Raw genomic sequence first — 15,520 nt, forward strand, 5'->3', positions numbered from 1 at the left:
ACCGCCCGGGGCCGGCGCACGCCCCCGGGATGGTCCGGCCCGCCCGTCGCCCGTCCGCCGTCCGGTCCCCGGTACGGCGGGCGGGCGCTGCTGTCGCGGCCACCGGACGGGTGCCGTCACAGCCAGGCGGCGAACTCCAGCAGCATCTCCGCGTCCGGGCGGTTCCCCGTGGCGTGCTGGCGGCAGGCGGACTCCACCGCGCGGTAGAGCGCCCACTGGCGTACCCGCTCGCCGGGCACGTCCAGGGAGTCGGCGAGTTTGTTGACGCGGCGGCGGGTGGCGGCAGCGGCGCCGGTGGAGGCCATCAGATCGTGCAGCCGGTCCCGCACCAGCCGCGCCAGGTCGTAGGCGGGCTCGCCCACCAGCGGATCGGGCCCGACGGTCAGCCAGCGGGCGCGCCCCTCCGGCGCGGCGGCGGCCAGCACGGCGCCCTGTCTGAAGTCACCGTGCAGCAGCACCGGGCCCGCCTCCGGTGCGGACGCCAGCATCTCCTCACGCGCTGCGAGAGCGGCTGCCACCAGGGGTTCGGCGTCCGGCGGCACCGTCGTGCGCATCAGTGCGGCCTCGGACGCGGTGTGCTCGGCGACGGTCTCCAGCGTGTGCTGGGCGGGCGGCGGCACCCACAGGCGGCGGACGACGGAGACGGCCTCCAGCGTCGCCTTCGCCTCCGGCAGCGACCGCAGCGACACCTCGCTGCGCAGCCTCTCCAGCAGCAGTACGCCCTCCTCCGGCGCGGCCCGCAGGACGCGCACCGCGCCCAGCCCGTGCCAGGCGGTCAGCGTCTCGTGCTCGCGGCGGGCCCGCACCGGCGCGGGCCCGCCGTCGGGCGCCAGGAGCTTCAAGGCGGCGGGCGTCCCGTCCGCCTGCCGGACGAGCACCACCAGGCTGCCGCGTCCGCCGGGTGTCACGAGACGCTCCGCCGTCAGCTCCCAGCGCTCCAGCCACCGCTCCAGGAGGGCGGGCAGCCCCTCCAGCCACGTGCGCGCGGCGTCGGCGCTTGCGGCGCCCTGCTGCGCCGTCACGGCACGCACCAGCCGTTGTGGGGGGTCGAGGGGCAGCACGGAAGCCATCCGGGGCGGGCCTTTCTTCAGCTCTGCGCGTCAGCTCGGCCGGGCCCGGTGGCCCGGCGAGTCTCTGTCAGCGGCTCGTCAGCAGCTCTTTCCGCACGCGGCGGGCGTGCGTACGGCGGCGAGGGGTCACAGCGCGTCGGGGGCGTTCGAGCCGCCGGGTGCTCCGGAGGGCGCGGCCGGTGCTTCGCCGGCTCCCAGTTCGGTGAGACCGGGGAAGGCCACGCCGCTGCCCTTCCAGCGCACGGAGCGGACCGCGGCCTCGCGCAGCGCGCCGGCGGCCTCGCGCCGCCGCGTTCCCTCACTTGCCCGCACCAGGTCGGCGTACACCCCGGCGATGCGGTCCTCCAACTGGGCCGCGAGCCGTACGGCCGCGTCACTGTCGGGCACGGCGAACGGCAGTGCGTACGCCGGGGCGGCCGGCTCCGGCTCGCCGCCCAGGGCGCGGACGGTGCGGCGCAGCGCGTCGCGGCGGGCGCGGTGCGCGTCGTAGCACTCGCGGACCTCTTTCCTGCGGCTCTCCTCGATCCGTCCGCCGACGACTCCGTAGCCGTAGACGGCGGCGTGCTCGGCCCGCAAGGCGGCCTGTACGGCGGCCAGTTCGCTCATCGTCCTCCCGCCTCCTCGCCACGCTCGCCCCTGCTCTGCCCACCGTCGGGGTCCTTGCCCAGTTCGTCCAGCAGATAGCCGTGTGCGGCTCCGCTGGCGGCTATGGAGGCCAGCAGCCGGGCGAGGGCGGGCGGGGCGTCGCCCAGCGCCTTGTTCCGGTCGCCGGCCAGCCGCCGCTCGGCCCGGGCCAGTGCGCTCAGCGCCTCCTTCGCGTCCCGGGGCACCGACGCCGTGTCGGGGCGCGGCGGCTTCCCGGCGGGCGTGGAAGCCGCCGGCCCCGGCTGCCGGGAGCGAGGGCCGCCGGGAGCGGGGGAGGGCGACCGGCCGCCCGGCGTGCCGGAGGCCGAGGGGGAGGGTGAGCCGGTGCCGGTCTCGGCGCCGCGCAGCACCCGCGCATGGCGGGTGACCTCCTCGCGCAGCGGACGCAGCCGCGCAGCGAGCGAGGGGTGCACCTGGGCTGTCCCGTCGTAGCGGGCCAGCAGCTTCTCGCTGTCGCGCGCGGTGCGCCCGCGCAGCCGCCGGGCCGCGTCCGAGCGTTCCGCGTCGGCGGTGCCGCCGCTCTCCCCGCCGGAGCAGCCGGCGGCCAGTGGCAGCCCGAGGGCCGCTCCGGTGGCGCCGAGCGCGCCGGTCAGCAGTGACCTGCGGCGTGGCCGTACCGCCGCCGGTGACGGCGTGAGCGACATGTGCACTCCCTGGACATGGATGGAGGGGGCGGCGCCGGACGGGCGGATCCGCGTCGGTTCCGCCCCATCCTGTGAGCGCCGCGCAGCGCCGGTCACCGCCACGCGAGGGTACCCGGACCGCCGTGCCACGCCGCCGCGGCACCCCTGCCCCGCCCCGGCCGTACACCCAACGCCGCACAGCCGGACGGGCACGGCGCCACCGCGGGGCCGCCCCTCGGTGCCCGACGGTCGTGCGTTCGGCGACCGGGTCGGCGCAGTCCGCCACAGGCGATAGGCTTGGGCGGCGACACGCCCCTGTCACGAGGCCCCCCAACAACTGCACACGCGGCCGAGGAGTCACCCGGATGAGCACCACCCAGAGCGAGAGGCTGCGCGGACTGCTGGAACCGCTCGTCAGCAAGAGGGGGTTGGATCTCGAAGAGATCGCAGTGACCCCGGCAGGCAAGCGGCGCGTGCTGCGCGTCGTCGTGGACGCCGACGACGGGGTCCAGCTGGACACCTGCGCGGAACTGAGCCGTGCCTTCTCCGAAGTGCTCGACGAGACCGACGCGATGGGCGGCGCCCCCTATGTGCTCGAGGTCACCTCGCCGGGGGCCGACCGTCCGCTGACCGAGCAGCGGCACTACCGCAGGGCCACCGGCCGGCTCATCAAGGCGCAGCTGACGCCTGAGGCCGGCGGGGGCGAGCTGACGGCCAGGATCACCGGTGTCGACGACGAGGGCGTCGACCTGGAGGTGCCCGGCGTCAAGGGGCGCAAGCCCACCACCCGCAGGCTGGCGTTCGACGAGATCGCCAAGGCGCGGGTCGAGATCGAGTTCAACCGCAAGGCCGCGCAGCAGCCGCGGCCCGCGTCCGCGGCGAAGGACGCCGCATCCGCCGAATCCGCAGCAGCGGCCGAGGCCGACCCGACCGCAGACGACGACGAGAACGAGGAGGAGGCGTAGCCGTGGACATCGACATGAGTGCCCTGCGCGGGCTGGTCAGGGAGAAGGAGATCTCCCTCGACCTGCTGGTGGAGGCGATCGAGTCGGCCCTCCTCATCGCGTACCACCGCACCGAGGGCAGCCGGCGGGACGCCCGTGTGGAACTGAACCGCAAGAGCGGCCACGTGACGGTGTGGGCGAAGGAAAGCCCCGACGAGATCGAAGAGGGCGCCGAACCCCGGGAGTTCGACGACACGCCCTCCGGATTCGGCCGCATCGCGGCGACGACCGCCAAGCAGGTCATCCTCCAGCGGCTGCGGGACGCCGAGGAGGAGGTCACCTTCGGCGAGTACGCGGGCCGGGAGGGTGATGTCGTCGCGGGTGTCGTCCAGCAGGGCAAGGACCCCAAGAGCGTGCTGGTCGACATCGGCAAGCTGGAGGCCATCCTGCCGCCGCAGGAGCAGGTGCCCGGTGAGGACTACGCGCACGGCACCCGGCTGCGCACCTACGTGGTGCGGGTCGCCAAGGGTGTGCGCGGCCCGTCCGTGACGCTCTCGCGCACCCACCCCAACCTGGTCAAGAAGCTCTTCGAGCTGGAGGTGCCGGAGATCGCGGACGGCTCGGTCGAGATCGCGGCCATCGCCCGCGAGGCCGGTCACCGTACGAAGATCGCGGTGCGGTCCACCCGCTCGGGGCTGAACGCCAAGGGCGCCTGCATCGGCCCGATGGGCGGCCGGGTGCGCAACGTCATGGCGGAGCTGCACGGCGAGAAGATCGACATCGTGGACTGGTCGGAGGACCCGGCCGAACTGGTCGCGAACGCGCTGTCCCCGGCGCGGGTGAGCAAGGTCGAGATCATCGACCTGGCGTCCCGGTCCGCCCGGGTGACGGTGCCCGACTACCAGCTGTCACTGGCGATCGGCAAAGAGGGACAGAACGCCCGGCTCGCGGCCCGTCTCACCGGCTGGCGCATCGACATCCGCCCGGACACGGCCGAGCAGGCCGAGGCCGGGAGCGCCGCTTCCGGCGAGGGCGGTGGCCGGTCCGGGGGCAGGACGTCCCGCGAGGGGTGAATCCGGCCACGCCGGGAAGGGATCACGGCGTGCGGCCGGTCGCTCACGGTCCGGCTGCGAATGAGTAACGGCGCCCTTACCCCCCACGGGGTCCTGGGGCTTCGGGGAGGTAGACTTAATCAGTGTCTGGCCGGACGCACGGTCGGTCGTGCCCTCAGCGGACCTGCGTGGGCTGCCGGGAGTGCACCGACAAGGGCGCACTGCTGCGAATGGTGCTGATCGGGGGCAGCCTGATCCCCGATCTTCGCGGTAGGCTGCCCGGTCGGGGTGCGTATCTGCACCCTGTTCCCTCCTGCCTCGAGCAGGCCGTCCGGCGCCGGGCGTTCAACCGGGCCTTCCGGGGTCCGGGACCGTTCGACCTCGCACACCTGCGCGAGCACGTGGAGCGGATCGCACAGCAAGGACAGCAAGCACCGTAAGAGAAAGAGCCCGCACGGACCTGCCGTGCGGGGAGAGGTACCTCGCGAGTGGGAAGTAGGTCGAGATTGCGATGAGCACTCGATGAGTACGCGATGAGTACGCCCATGCATCAGTAGCGAAGGTCCGGCGGACGATCTCCCCCGGGCCGTAAGGAGCGAAGTGGCTAAGGTCCGGGTATACGAACTCGCCAAGGAACTTGGAGTGGAGAGCAAGGTCGTCATGGCCAAGCTCCAGGAACTCGGCGAATTCGTCCGTTCGGCGTCCTCGACGATCGAGGCGCCGGTTGTCCGCAAACTGACAGACGCGTTCGACGCGAGCGGTGGCGCTGCCAAGAAGTCCGCCGCGAAGCCCGCGGCGCCCAAGAAGGCCGCCGCCAGGCCCGCCGCGTCCAAGCCGGGCGCGAGCGCACCGAAGCCGGGTGCTCCCAAGCCCGGCCCCAAGCCGGGTCCCGAAGGCGGCCCGGTGACACCTGCGCCGAGCCCCGCACAGGGTGAGACCGGCGCTGCCGAGGCCCCGCGCCCCGGCGCCCCCAAGCCCGGCCCGAAGCCGGGCCCGCAGGCCCCCGCGCCGGCGAAGCCGGACTTCCAGGCGCCCACCACGGGCGCCCCGAAGCCGGGCGGTCAGCGCCCCGGCGGCCCGGCCCCGAAGCCGGGTCAGGCTCCGCGGCCCGGCGGCCAGTCGCGTCCGCAGGGCGGCCAGGGTCCGAAGCCGGGCCAGGCCCCGAAGCCGGGCGGGCGTCCGGCCGGCCCGCGTCCGGGCAACAACCCCTTCACCTCCGGTGGCTCCACCGGGATGGCGCGCCCGCAGGCGCCCCGTCCGGGCGGTGCCCCCAAGCCGGGTCAGCCGCCGAAGCCGGGTGCCCCCAAGCCGGGCCCGAGCGGCCAGGGCGGTCCCCGTCCGCAGGCTCCGGGCGGTCAGCGCCCCACGCCGGGCAACATGCCGCGTCCGCAGGCCCCGCAGGGCGGCGGTCCCCGTCCGGGCGGCAACCGTCCGAACCCGGGCATGATGCCGCAGCGTCCGGCCGCGGGTCCGCGTCCGGGCCCGGGCCGCGGTGGTCCTGGCGGTGGCGGTGGCCGTCCCGGTGGCGGCGGTGGCCGTCCCGGGTTCGCCGGCCGTCCCGGTGGCGGCGGTGGCGGCGGTGGCCGTCCCGGCGGTTTCGCCGGTCGTCCTGGTGGCGGCGGTGGCCGTCCCGGGTTCGGCGGTCGTCCCGGCGGTCCCGGTGGGCGCGGCGGCACCCAGGGTGCCTTCGGCCGTCCCGGCGGTCCGGCGCGTCGTGGCCGCAAGTCGAAGCGGCAGCGGCGCCAGGAGTACGAGCAGATGCAGGCGCCGTCCGTCGGCGGTGTGATGCTGCCGCGCGGCAAGGGCGAGACCGTCCGGCTGTCGCGTGGTGCCTCGCTCACGGACTTCGCGGAGAAGATCAACGCCAACCCGGCGTCGCTCGTGCAGGTGATGTTCAACCTGGGCGAGATGGTCACCGCGACCCAGTCCGTCTCCGACGAGACGCTCCAGCTCCTCGGCGACGAGATGAACTACGTCGTTCAGATCGTCAGCCCGGAGGAGGAGGACCGCGAGCTGCTGGAGTCCTTCGACATCGAGTTCGGTGAGGACGAGGGCGGCGAGACGGCGCTGATGCCGCGTCCGCCGGTGGTGACCGTCATGGGTCACGTCGACCACGGTAAGACGCGGCTGCTGGACGCGATCCGCAAGACCAACGTCATCGAGGGCGAGGCCGGCGGTATCACCCAGCACATCGGCGCCTACCAGGCGTCGACGGAGGTGAACGGCGAAGAGCGCAAGATCACCTTCATCGACACCCCCGGACACGAGGCGTTCACCGCCATGCGTGCCCGCGGTGCCAAGTCGACCGACATCGCGATCCTCGTGGTCGCGGCCAACGACGGCGTGATGCCGCAGACCGTCGAGGCGCTCAACCACGCCAAGGCGGCCGACGTGCCGATCGTCGTCGCGGTCAACAAGATCGACGTCGAGGGCGCCGACCCGACCAAGGTCCGCGGCCAGCTGACCGAGTACGGGCTGGTGGCCGAGGAGTACGGCGGCGACACGATGTTCGTCGACATCTCCGCCCGCCAGGGCACCAACATCGACGAGCTGCTCGAAGCCGTGGTCCTCACCGCCGACGCGGCGCTCGACCTGCGGGCCAACCCCGACCAGGACGCCCAGGGCATCGCGATCGAGGCCCACCTCGACCGCGGCCGTGGCGCCGTGGCCACCGTGCTGGTCCAGCGCGGCACCCTGCGGGTCGGCGAGACCATGGTCGTCGGCGACGCCTACGGCCGGGTCCGCGCGATGCTGGACGACAAGGGCGAGAACATCAAGGAAGCGGGTCCCTCGACTCCCGTCCTGGTGCTCGGCCTCACCAACGTCCCGGGTGCCGGCGACAACTTCCTGGTCGTCGACGAGGACCGCACGGCACGGCAGATCGCCGAGAAGCGCGCGGCGCGCGAGCGCAACGCGGCCTTCGCCAAGCGGACCCGCCGGGTCTCCCTGGAGGACCTGGACAAGGTGCTCAAGGCCGGCGAGGTGCAGCAGCTCAACCTCATCATCAAGGGCGACGCGTCCGGTTCGGTCGAGGCCCTGGAGTCCTCGCTGCTCCAGCTCGACGTCGGCGAAGAGGTCGACCTGCGCATCCTGCACCGCGGGGTGGGTGCGGTCACCGAGACCGACATCGACCTGGCGACCGGTTCCGACGCCATCGTCATCGGCTTCAACGTCCGCGCCGAGGGGCGCGCGACCCAGATGGCCGAGCGCGAAGGCGTGGACGTGCGGTACTACTCGGTCATCTACCAGGTGATCGAGGAGATCGAGGCGGCCCTCAAGGGCATGCTCAAGCCGGAGTACGAAGAGGTCGAGCTGGGCACGGCGGAGATCCGCGAGATCTTCCGCTCGTCCAAGCTGGGCAACATCGCCGGTGTCCTCATCCGCTCCGGCGAGGTGCGCAGGAACTCCAAGGCCCGCGTCATCCGCGACGGCAAGGTCGTGGCGGAGAACCTCACCATCGAGGGTCTGCGCCGCTTCAAGGACGACGTCACCGAGATCCGCGAAGGCTTCGAGGGCGGTATCAACCTCGGGAACTTCAACGACATCAAGGTGGACGACGTCATCGCGACGTACGAGATGCGGGAGAAGCCGCGAGGCTGACCCACTCCCTTGTGCCGGGGCCGACCGGCGGAAGTATTTCCGTCGATCGGCCCCGGCCGTTGCGTGTACGGTGCCGTTAGCGCGGCCGTCCAGTTTCCGCTGGGCGGCGACCCCAAGGCCCCACGGGTGGCATGACCCGGACTGTATGTACGTAGGGACGCTGTCCTTCGATCTGCTCCTGGGCGACGTGCGGTCGCTCAAGGAGAAGCGCTCCGTCGTCCGGCCGATCATCGCCGAGCTGCACCGCAGATACGCGGTCAGCGTGGCCGAGACGGGGGAGCAGAACCTCTACCGCAGGGCACACATCGGACTGGCGGCGGTCTCCGGTGACGCCGGGCACCTGACCGATGTGCTGGACAGCTGCGAACGGCTGGTGGCGGCCCGCCCCGAGGTGGAACTGCTCTCCGTCCGGCGGCGGTTCCACGGCGCCGACGACGAATAGACCGACTGCTTGCGCCCGAGCGGCGCAGCGAACACAGGCAGGAAGAGCCGCGGCGCGTGCGAACGTGCCGCGCAGAGCAAGGAGACGGACCAGTGGCCGACAACGCACGGGCCAAGAGGCTGGCCGACCTCATCCGTGAGGTGGTCGCGGAGAAGCTGCACCGGGGGATCAAGGACCCGCGGCTCGGCACACACGTGACCGTCACGGACACCCGGGTCACCGGCGATCTGCGGGAAGCGACGGTCTTCTACACCGTCTTCGGCGACGACGAGGACCGCAAGGCGGCAGCGGCCGGCCTGGAGAGCGCCAAGGGCGTGCTGCGCTCGGCGGTCGGCAAGGCCGCGGGCATCAAGCACACGCCGAGCCTGACGTTCGTGGCGGACGCGCTGCCGGAGAACGCCCGGACGCTCGACGACGCGCTCGCCCGGGCGCGGGCCGCCGACGAGGAAGTCCGCAAGGCCTCGTCCGGCGCCACCTACGCCGGGGACGCCGACCCGTACCGCAAGCCGGGCGAGGCGGAGCTGGACGAGGACGGTGGCGAGGCCGACGACGCGGCCGGCGGCAAGGACGAGAGCGCCTGATCCGTGGCACGCAAGAGAGACAACGGGCCCGGCGGGCTGATCGTCGTCGACAAGCCCGCCGGGTTCACCTCGCACGACGTCGTGGCCAAGCTGCGGGGGATGGCCCGCACCCGGCGCGTCGGACACGCCGGGACGCTCGACCCCATGGCCACCGGCGTGCTGGTGGTCGGCACCGAACGGTCCACCCGGCTGCTCGGCCACCTCGCCCTGACGGAGAAGGAGTACGTCGCCACCGTCCGGCTCGGCCAGGAGACCGTCACCGAGGACGCCGAGGGCGAGATCACCGCGGCGAAGGGCGCCAAGGACCTCGACCGGGCGCGGGTGGAGGCCGCCGTGGCCGGGCTGACCGGCGAGATCGAGCAGGTGCCCTCCTCGGTCAGCGCCGTCAAGGTGGACGGCAAGCGTGCCTACGCCCGGATACGGGATGGCGAGCAGGTCGAACTGGCGGCCCGCCCGGTGACCGTCTCGTCGTTCGTGGTGCACGACATTCGCGAGGAGACGGCCGAGGACGGTACACCGGTCACCGATCTGCTGGTCTCGGTGGTCTGCTCCTCCGGCACCTACGTGCGGGCTCTTGCCCGTGATCTGGGCGCGGCGCTGGACACCGGGGGCCATCTGACCGCCCTGCGGCGCACCCGAGTCGGCCCGTACCGGCTCGAGGGCGCGCACACCCTGGAGCAGCTCCAGGGACGGGTGGACGCGGGCGAACCGCTGCCCGTGCTGCCGCTGGGCGAGGCGGCAGCCGCCGCGTTCGAGCGGTGGGACGTGGACGAGGAGGACGCCCGGCGTATCGGCAACGGCGTCCAGCTGCGGATGCCGGCCGGCCGGAAGGGCGACGGGCCCGTGGCCGTGTTCGGGCCCGGTGACCGCTTCGTGGCGCTGGTCGCGGAGAGCGGGGGCAGGGCGAAGAGCCTGGCCGTCTTCGTGTGAGTGACGGTGCCGTCTTCGTGTGGGGGACCCGGGTTCCCTCACGGTGGCGGCGTCGTCTTCGTGTGGGGGAACCGCTGTCTTCGTGTGGGGGACCCGGCCGTCCCCCGGTGAGTGAAAGAGCCGCGTTATCCCCGTCCAGTCCGGCGTTCACCCGGGTGGACAGGCGCTCGGTGCGAAGTGCGGGCGCGGGCGGGGGCGCGTTCCCGCGCGGACCTGTCGCCGCTGATCAACCCCGTCCTACGGTCGACGCGACGGTGCTCACCAGCGGGGAGGTACGGGCGATGACGGTGGTGTGTGTGAGACCCCCACTGGTACGCATCTGCGACCTCGCGGGACGACGGCGCGGCATCGGCTTCCTCGCCGACGACCTCGGCACCGTGGTCACCAGCCACGAGGCGGTGGACGGCCTCGGCAGAGCCGTACTGCACGCGGGCCGGGCCGCCACCCTGGTGGCCGCCTGCGACATCACCCCCGTACCCGAATGGGACCTGGCCCTCGTCCGCACCACGGGGCTCGACACGGTGGTGGCCCCGCAGGTCATCGCGACCGGGCGGGCGCACCCGACGGAAGAGGCGTGGCTCCTCACCGAGGACGGGCCGCTGGCCGCCACCCTGGAGACACCCACCACCGCGACCTACACCTCCACCGCCCGCTACCACGCGCTCGGCCATGTGCTGCGGCTGCGCGTCCCCGCATCCGTCGGCGCCCGCCTGCGGCTGTCCGCCGACGCCTCCGGCGCCCCCGTCGTGAACGCGGCCACCGGAGCCGTCCTCGGCGTCCTGGGCACCGCCCTCCAGTCTCCCGACGGAGCCGGCGCGCTGGCCGTGCCGCTGCACCCGGCGGGGGCCCGCACCCCCGGCGGCCCCCTCGGCACGCTGCTGCGCCGCAACGGCGCCTGCGCCCCCGGCTTCGGCCCCGACCTCAATCTCGCCGGGGTGCTGCGGCTGGCCCGGGCATCGGTGGGGCCCGCCGTCGAGCGGAGCGCCCACGCCGTGCCCCGGCCGCCCGTCGCCGACACACTCGACCGCTTCCTCCGGGGCGCGGCCGGCGTCGTCGCCGTCACCGGTGACCCGGGCAGTGGCCGGACCACCGAACTGGCCGCCCTCGCCGCCCGCTGCACCCGCGGCCCGGCACCGACACCGGCTGTCTGGCTGCGCGGAGCCGACCTGCGGGCCGGCGACACGGGGCTGCGCGACGCGGTCGCGCGTGCGCTGACGGCAGTCGGGCGGACCGTCGCGGCCCCCGCCCGCACCGGCGGAGAACGGCCCACAGGCGCGGCCGAAGAGGACAGTGCCGACGGAGGCCCGCCGCACCGTACGGTTGGCGGCGCCGAGGCGCCGGACGCGGCAGGCCACCCGCGCGACCGGGACCCCGACACCGTCGCCCACATCGCGCGGGCCGCGGGCCGTCCCCTCCTCGTCCTGCTGGACGCGCCCGAGGAGATGCCGCCCCACCTCGCCCACCGGCTGCGGTCCTGGACGCTGCGCACCGCCGGCTGGCTGCGGGCCTCCGGGGCACGGCTGGTGCTCGCCTGCCGGCCCGAGTTCTGGGAACAGACAGCCGGACTGTTCCCCGTGGACATGCTGCACCCGACGGGCGACGCCGCCGGGTGCCTGTCGCTGGGCGCGCTGCCGCCGCCCCAGGCCGCGCGGGCCCGCGCGGCGTACGGCCTGCCGGACGGTGCCCTGCGCCCGGCCGATGAAGGGCATCCCCTCGCGATGCGGATGCTCGCCCGCATCCGCGCGGCACAGGATGCCGGCGCCCCCGTGGGGGAGAGGCCGCCGCCCCGGCACGAGATCTTCTCCGGGTTCCTCGATCTGCTCAGCCTGTGCGTCGCCCAGCGCCTCGCCGCCCGGCAGGGGGCGGGCGGCGGCGCTGTCACCCACACGGAGACGAACGCACCGGCGCGGACGGACATCCCCGCGGGTGCGGGCCCGGACGGCATGCCGGGTGAGCACCGGGACGCCACCGCCGGCCCGGACCCGCACGGCGCGGCCGGCACGGAGTCGGCGCGGGCCGGGGACGGGGTACAGGCCGGGGACGAGGCGCGGGCCGCGGGCGAGACGCACGCCGTGGGCGCCGCACGCGGGGCGGAGCAGGGTCCCCGGCCGCCGCACCCGGCGGCGGTGCGCCGGCTCGCCGCCCGCGTGTCCGGACAGCTGCACGAGGCGGCGCGGCGCTGTCTGGGCTCCGGGCAGGGCGAGTTGAGCCGCGCGGACTTCGAGGAACTCTTCCCCTGGCACGGCGGCTGGGCCTCCGCCGTGCTCGCCGAAGGCGCGCTCACCCCGGCCGGAGAGGGCTATCGCTTCGTCGACGAGGAGTTCGCCGACTGGCTCCAGGGCAGCCACCTGGAACTCGACGCCGCACTGGACGCCCTGGTCCACCGGCGCACCCGCGACGGCACCGTGCCGGTGCCCCGGCACCGCATCGGCCCCGTCGTCCAGGCGCTGCTGCTGTGCGACCGCAGGGACGGTGCCGGCGCGCTCACTCCACGGCTGCTCCGCCTGGTGGACGCACTGGACAGTGACGGGGCGGCCGAACAGGACGACGACGAGGCCGAGGCGGCGTGGTGGGCCGCACACCTGCTGCACGAGACCCTGCTGCGCATGCCGGACGCGCGGCCCTACGTGCCTGTCCTCCGCGCCCTCGCCGCGCACGTCACCCGCAGGCCCCGGGGCGACAATCACGGAGCGGACGGTTTCGGGCCCGGGTTCTGGCGCCGGGTGCCGCTCGGGGCAGCCGACAAGGCGGAACTGCTGCGCCTCCTGCTGCCCGCCGACCCGCCGGCGGACACCGCAGGCGGCCGGCGGCGCTTCCTGGACGTCCTCGCCGAACTGCTGCCCGCCGAACCGGGCACGCTCCAGCCGCTGTTGTGCCGGTGGTTCGACGACCGGCGACCGCTGCGCCCCCGCCGGGACACCCCCGGCGGAAGCGTCCCCACGGTGGCCACCGCCGCGCAGGCCCTGCTGTACGTCCACCGCAAGCGGGCCGTGGACGCGCTGTGCGAGGCGCTGGTGTCGGCCGCGCACCCGTACGCGGACGAACTGCTGGCCGAGCTCGTCCACGCGGAACCCTCCGCACTGTGCCGGGCCGTCCACCGCTGGGCGCACGACGCGCGGGACGCACGAGCGGCGGCAGCCGCCCACCACGGAGTGCGGGCGGCCCGCCGGGCCACCTCCGCCGGCGATCGGGAACTGCTCCGGCACGCCGCCTTCGCACTGCTGCGCCGCCCCGCCCGCCCCGCACTGCACGACGCCGCGCTCGCCGTTCTCGTCCGCGACCCGGCAGAACGCTCCCGGCACCTGGAAGCGGCGCTGCGGCGTTTCACGGCCACCGGGGACGCCGAGCTGGCCGCCGCCCTGGGGACGGCGCTGCCCACCCACCCCGAGCCGGTCCTGGCGGCCTTCCGGGACCTGCTGACCCAGCCCGCCTTTCCCGAGGCCCAGGCACAGGCCGTACACGCTCTCGCCCGGCTGCGCACGCCCGCACTGGCCCGCCGCGCGGCCGAGCTGGTACGGCAGCACGCCACCCTGCGCCCCTGGCGGGCAGGCGACGACGTGGCCGCCTACCTCGCGATCAGGCTGCGGCACGGCAACGCCGCCCGCGCCGTGCTGCGCCCCCTGGTGGCGGACCTGCTGCGCGACCAGCCGCCCGCCGTCCGTGAGCGGCTCGCCCGGGTGCTGGCCGCCGGCCACGGGCCGCTGCGCGACGAACTGCTGGAACTGCTGCTCGCCGACGAGACCGAGCCGTCCGTCCTGGAGGCCGCGCGGCGTGAGTGCCGTGCGCCGCACGCCGTTCCGGGCCCCCGCCATGAGCCCGGCCGCCGGCAGCCTCCGTACCCCGCGCGGAGTACGTGGCGGGAAACCGTACGCCGTCCGGGACAGCGGGCGTCCGCCAATGCGCCGGGTGCCGCGCCGCGCGGCCGGGTGCTCGCCGCCGTCCCGTCCCAGCGGCGGCAGGTGCCGGGAGAGGCCCCGCCCCGCGACCGGCCCGCGACCGGCCCATGACCTGGGCCGCCGAGGCCGAGCGCCGACGGCTGCCCCAGCTGAGCCGGGACATCTGCCGCAGCTGAGCCGCGGGAGCCGTCGGGGCTGAGCCGGGAGAGCTGCCGGGGCTCAGCCGCGGCAGCCGTCGAGCGTCGGGATACAACCGCGGGGAGCTGGCGGAGCCGAGGTGCCGCGGCCCTCGCGGGGCGGTGCTCCGCACCCGGGGCCCTTCGCCGGACACGGGCGCGGACAGCCAGGCGCCCGGTGTCCGGGCCGCTGGAGGTGGGTCCGTGCGGGCCGCGAGGGCGCGGCATGGCACCCTTGGACCGGCGAGACCCATCGTCATCGCCATCGGCTCAGGCACTGGCGAACTAGGTAGCGACGAGGAGCAGACGTGCAGCGCTGGCGTGGCTTGGAGGACATCCCCGAGGGCTGGGGGCGCAGCGTCGTCACCATCGGCTCGTACGACGGGGTGCACCGGGGACACCAGCTCATCATCGGCAAGGCGGTCGAGCGCGCCCGGGAACTGGGTGTGCCCGCCGTCGTCGTCACCTTCGACCCGCACCCGAGCGAGGTCGTCCGCCCCGGCAGCCACCCGCCGCTGCTGGCACCGCACCACCGGCGTGCCGAACTCATGGGCGAGCTGGGTGTGGACGCCGTGCTCGTCCTCCCGTTCACCACCGAGTTCTCCAAGCTGTCGCCCGCCGACTTCGTGGTGAAGGTCCTGGTGGACAAGCTCCACGCGCGCACGGTCGTGGAGGGCCCCAACTTCCGCTTCGGCCACAAGGCGGCCGGCACCGTCGAGTCGCTCGCCGAACTGGGTGGCACCTACGACTACGACGTCGTCGTCGTGGACCTCTTCGAGCGGGCCGAGAGCGGCGAGGCATTCTCCTCCACGATGGCGCGCAGGCTGGTCGCCGCGGGCGACGTGCGCGGCGCGGCGGAGGTACTGGGCCGCCCCCACCGGGTCGAGGGCATCGTGGTGCGCGGGGCGCAGCGCGGGAGGGAGCTCGGCTACCCGACGGCCAACGTCGAAACGCTCCCGCACACGGCCGTCCCGGCCGACGGGGTGTACGCGGGCTGGCTGACTGTCGAAGGCGAGGCCATGCCCGCCGCGATCTCCGTCGGCACCAACCCCCAGTTCGACGGCACCGAGCGCACGGTCGAGGCGTACGCCATCGACCGGGTGGGCCTCGAACTGTACGGACTGCACGTCGGCGTCGACTTCCTGGACTACATCCGCGGCCAGGAGACGTTCGAGACCCTGGAGGCGCTCAAGGCCCGGATGGCGCAGGACGTGGACGAGGCAAGGGCCCTGGTCGCCGCCGCACAGGGCTGACGGGGCACACGGGCGGCGTGACGCCCACCGAGGCCCGCCGCGCACAGAACTGACGGCCTCAGTACGGGCGGCGCGGGGGCTGCGGTCACAGGCGGCGCCGTGCCGCGTGCGCGGTCACCGCTGACGGGGCCGCGCACAGACGCGGCACGTGTACGGCACACGGGAAGGCGGAAGGCCACCGGAATCGCCGCCCCGGACGTGGGCACCCGACGGCAGACGCCGCACACGGCGCACCGCACGCATGGCGGAGGGGCCGGGGAGAATCCCCGGCCCCTCCGCCATGTCCGGCCGACTACGACGTACGCCGG

Annotated in this window: 12 protein-coding genes; 9 read left to right on the forward strand and 3 right to left on the reverse strand. The window is 74.6% G+C overall.

Going from position 1 to position 15,520, the window contains the following annotated elements; translation table 11 throughout:
• Positions 1-116: 116 nt before the first annotated feature.
• The 3 genes from IO40_RS0110960 to IO40_RS0110970 all read right to left on the reverse strand — a co-directional run bounded on the left by IO40_RS0110960 (position 117) and on the right by IO40_RS0110970 (position 2,359).
• Positions 117-1,070: an aminoglycoside phosphotransferase family protein gene (locus IO40_RS0110960; RefSeq protein ID WP_016470164.1), complete on the reverse strand. Its 954-nt coding sequence runs from the start codon at positions 1,068-1,070 to the stop codon at positions 117-119.
• A gap of 126 nt (positions 1,071-1,196) precedes the next feature.
• The gene (locus IO40_RS0110965; protein ID WP_016470165.1) at positions 1,197-1,676 is read right to left on the reverse strand and encodes a ferritin-like domain-containing protein; all 480 of its coding nucleotides are present in this window, start codon (positions 1,674-1,676) and stop codon (positions 1,197-1,199) included.
• On the reverse strand, positions 1,673-2,359 hold the full coding sequence (locus IO40_RS0110970; RefSeq protein ID WP_031175335.1) for a hypothetical protein: 687 nt from the start codon (positions 2,357-2,359) through the stop codon (positions 1,673-1,675). The genes IO40_RS0110965 and IO40_RS0110970 overlap by 4 nt, the downstream gene beginning before the upstream one ends.
• Before the next feature lie 344 nt (positions 2,360-2,703).
• Between IO40_RS0110970 and rimP the strand changes: the two genes are divergently transcribed.
• The 9 genes from rimP to IO40_RS0111015 all read left to right on the forward strand — a co-directional run bounded on the left by rimP (position 2,704) and on the right by IO40_RS0111015 (position 15,212).
• On the forward strand, positions 2,704-3,303 hold the full coding sequence (gene rimP, locus IO40_RS0110975) for a ribosome maturation factor RimP (RefSeq protein WP_016470167.1): 600 nt from the start codon (positions 2,704-2,706) through the stop codon (positions 3,301-3,303).
• A gap of 2 nt (positions 3,304-3,305) precedes the next feature.
• Entirely contained in the window at positions 3,306-4,355 is a 1,050-nt protein-coding gene (gene nusA / locus IO40_RS0110980; RefSeq protein ID WP_016470168.1) for a transcription termination factor NusA, read from the forward strand.
• A gap of 122 nt (positions 4,356-4,477) precedes the next feature.
• On the forward strand, positions 4,478-4,774 hold the full coding sequence (locus IO40_RS0110985) for a YlxR family protein (protein WP_030406971.1): 297 nt from the start codon (positions 4,478-4,480) through the stop codon (positions 4,772-4,774).
• Positions 4,775-4,934: 160 nt separating this feature from the next.
• Positions 4,935-7,934 carry a translation initiation factor IF-2 gene (infB, locus tag IO40_RS0110990; RefSeq protein WP_030406972.1) on the forward strand — a complete coding sequence of 1,000 codons (3,000 nt, stop codon included), beginning with the start codon at positions 4,935-4,937 and terminating at the stop codon, positions 7,932-7,934.
• 145 nt (positions 7,935-8,079) lie between these two features.
• Positions 8,080-8,376, forward strand: coding sequence for a DUF503 domain-containing protein (locus IO40_RS0110995; protein ID WP_016470171.1), 297 nt, complete (start codon positions 8,080-8,082; stop codon positions 8,374-8,376).
• 92 nt (positions 8,377-8,468) lie between these two features.
• Positions 8,469-8,957: a 30S ribosome-binding factor RbfA gene (rbfA, locus tag IO40_RS0111000; protein ID WP_016470172.1), complete on the forward strand. Its 489-nt coding sequence runs from the start codon at positions 8,469-8,471 to the stop codon at positions 8,955-8,957.
• A 3-nt stretch (positions 8,958-8,960) separates the two neighbouring features.
• Positions 8,961-9,887 (forward strand): tRNA pseudouridine(55) synthase TruB, encoded by a 927-nt coding sequence (truB, locus tag IO40_RS0111005; RefSeq protein ID WP_031175336.1) that lies wholly within the window; start codon positions 8,961-8,963, stop codon positions 9,885-9,887.
• Between the two features lie 296 nt (positions 9,888-10,183).
• Positions 10,184-13,894, forward strand: a complete 3,711-nt coding sequence (locus tag IO40_RS0111010; protein WP_137016860.1) for a serine protease — start codon at positions 10,184-10,186, stop codon at positions 13,892-13,894.
• A gap of 373 nt (positions 13,895-14,267) precedes the next feature.
• Positions 14,268-15,212: a bifunctional riboflavin kinase/FAD synthetase gene (locus IO40_RS0111015; protein ID WP_016470175.1), complete on the forward strand. Its 945-nt coding sequence runs from the start codon at positions 14,268-14,270 to the stop codon at positions 15,210-15,212.
• Positions 15,213-15,520: the final 308 nt, after the last annotated feature.

The sequence above is a fragment of the Streptomyces albus subsp. albus genome, assembly GCF_000725885.1.
Taxonomy (GTDB): Bacteria; Actinomycetota; Actinomycetes; order Streptomycetales; family Streptomycetaceae; genus Streptomyces; species Streptomyces albus.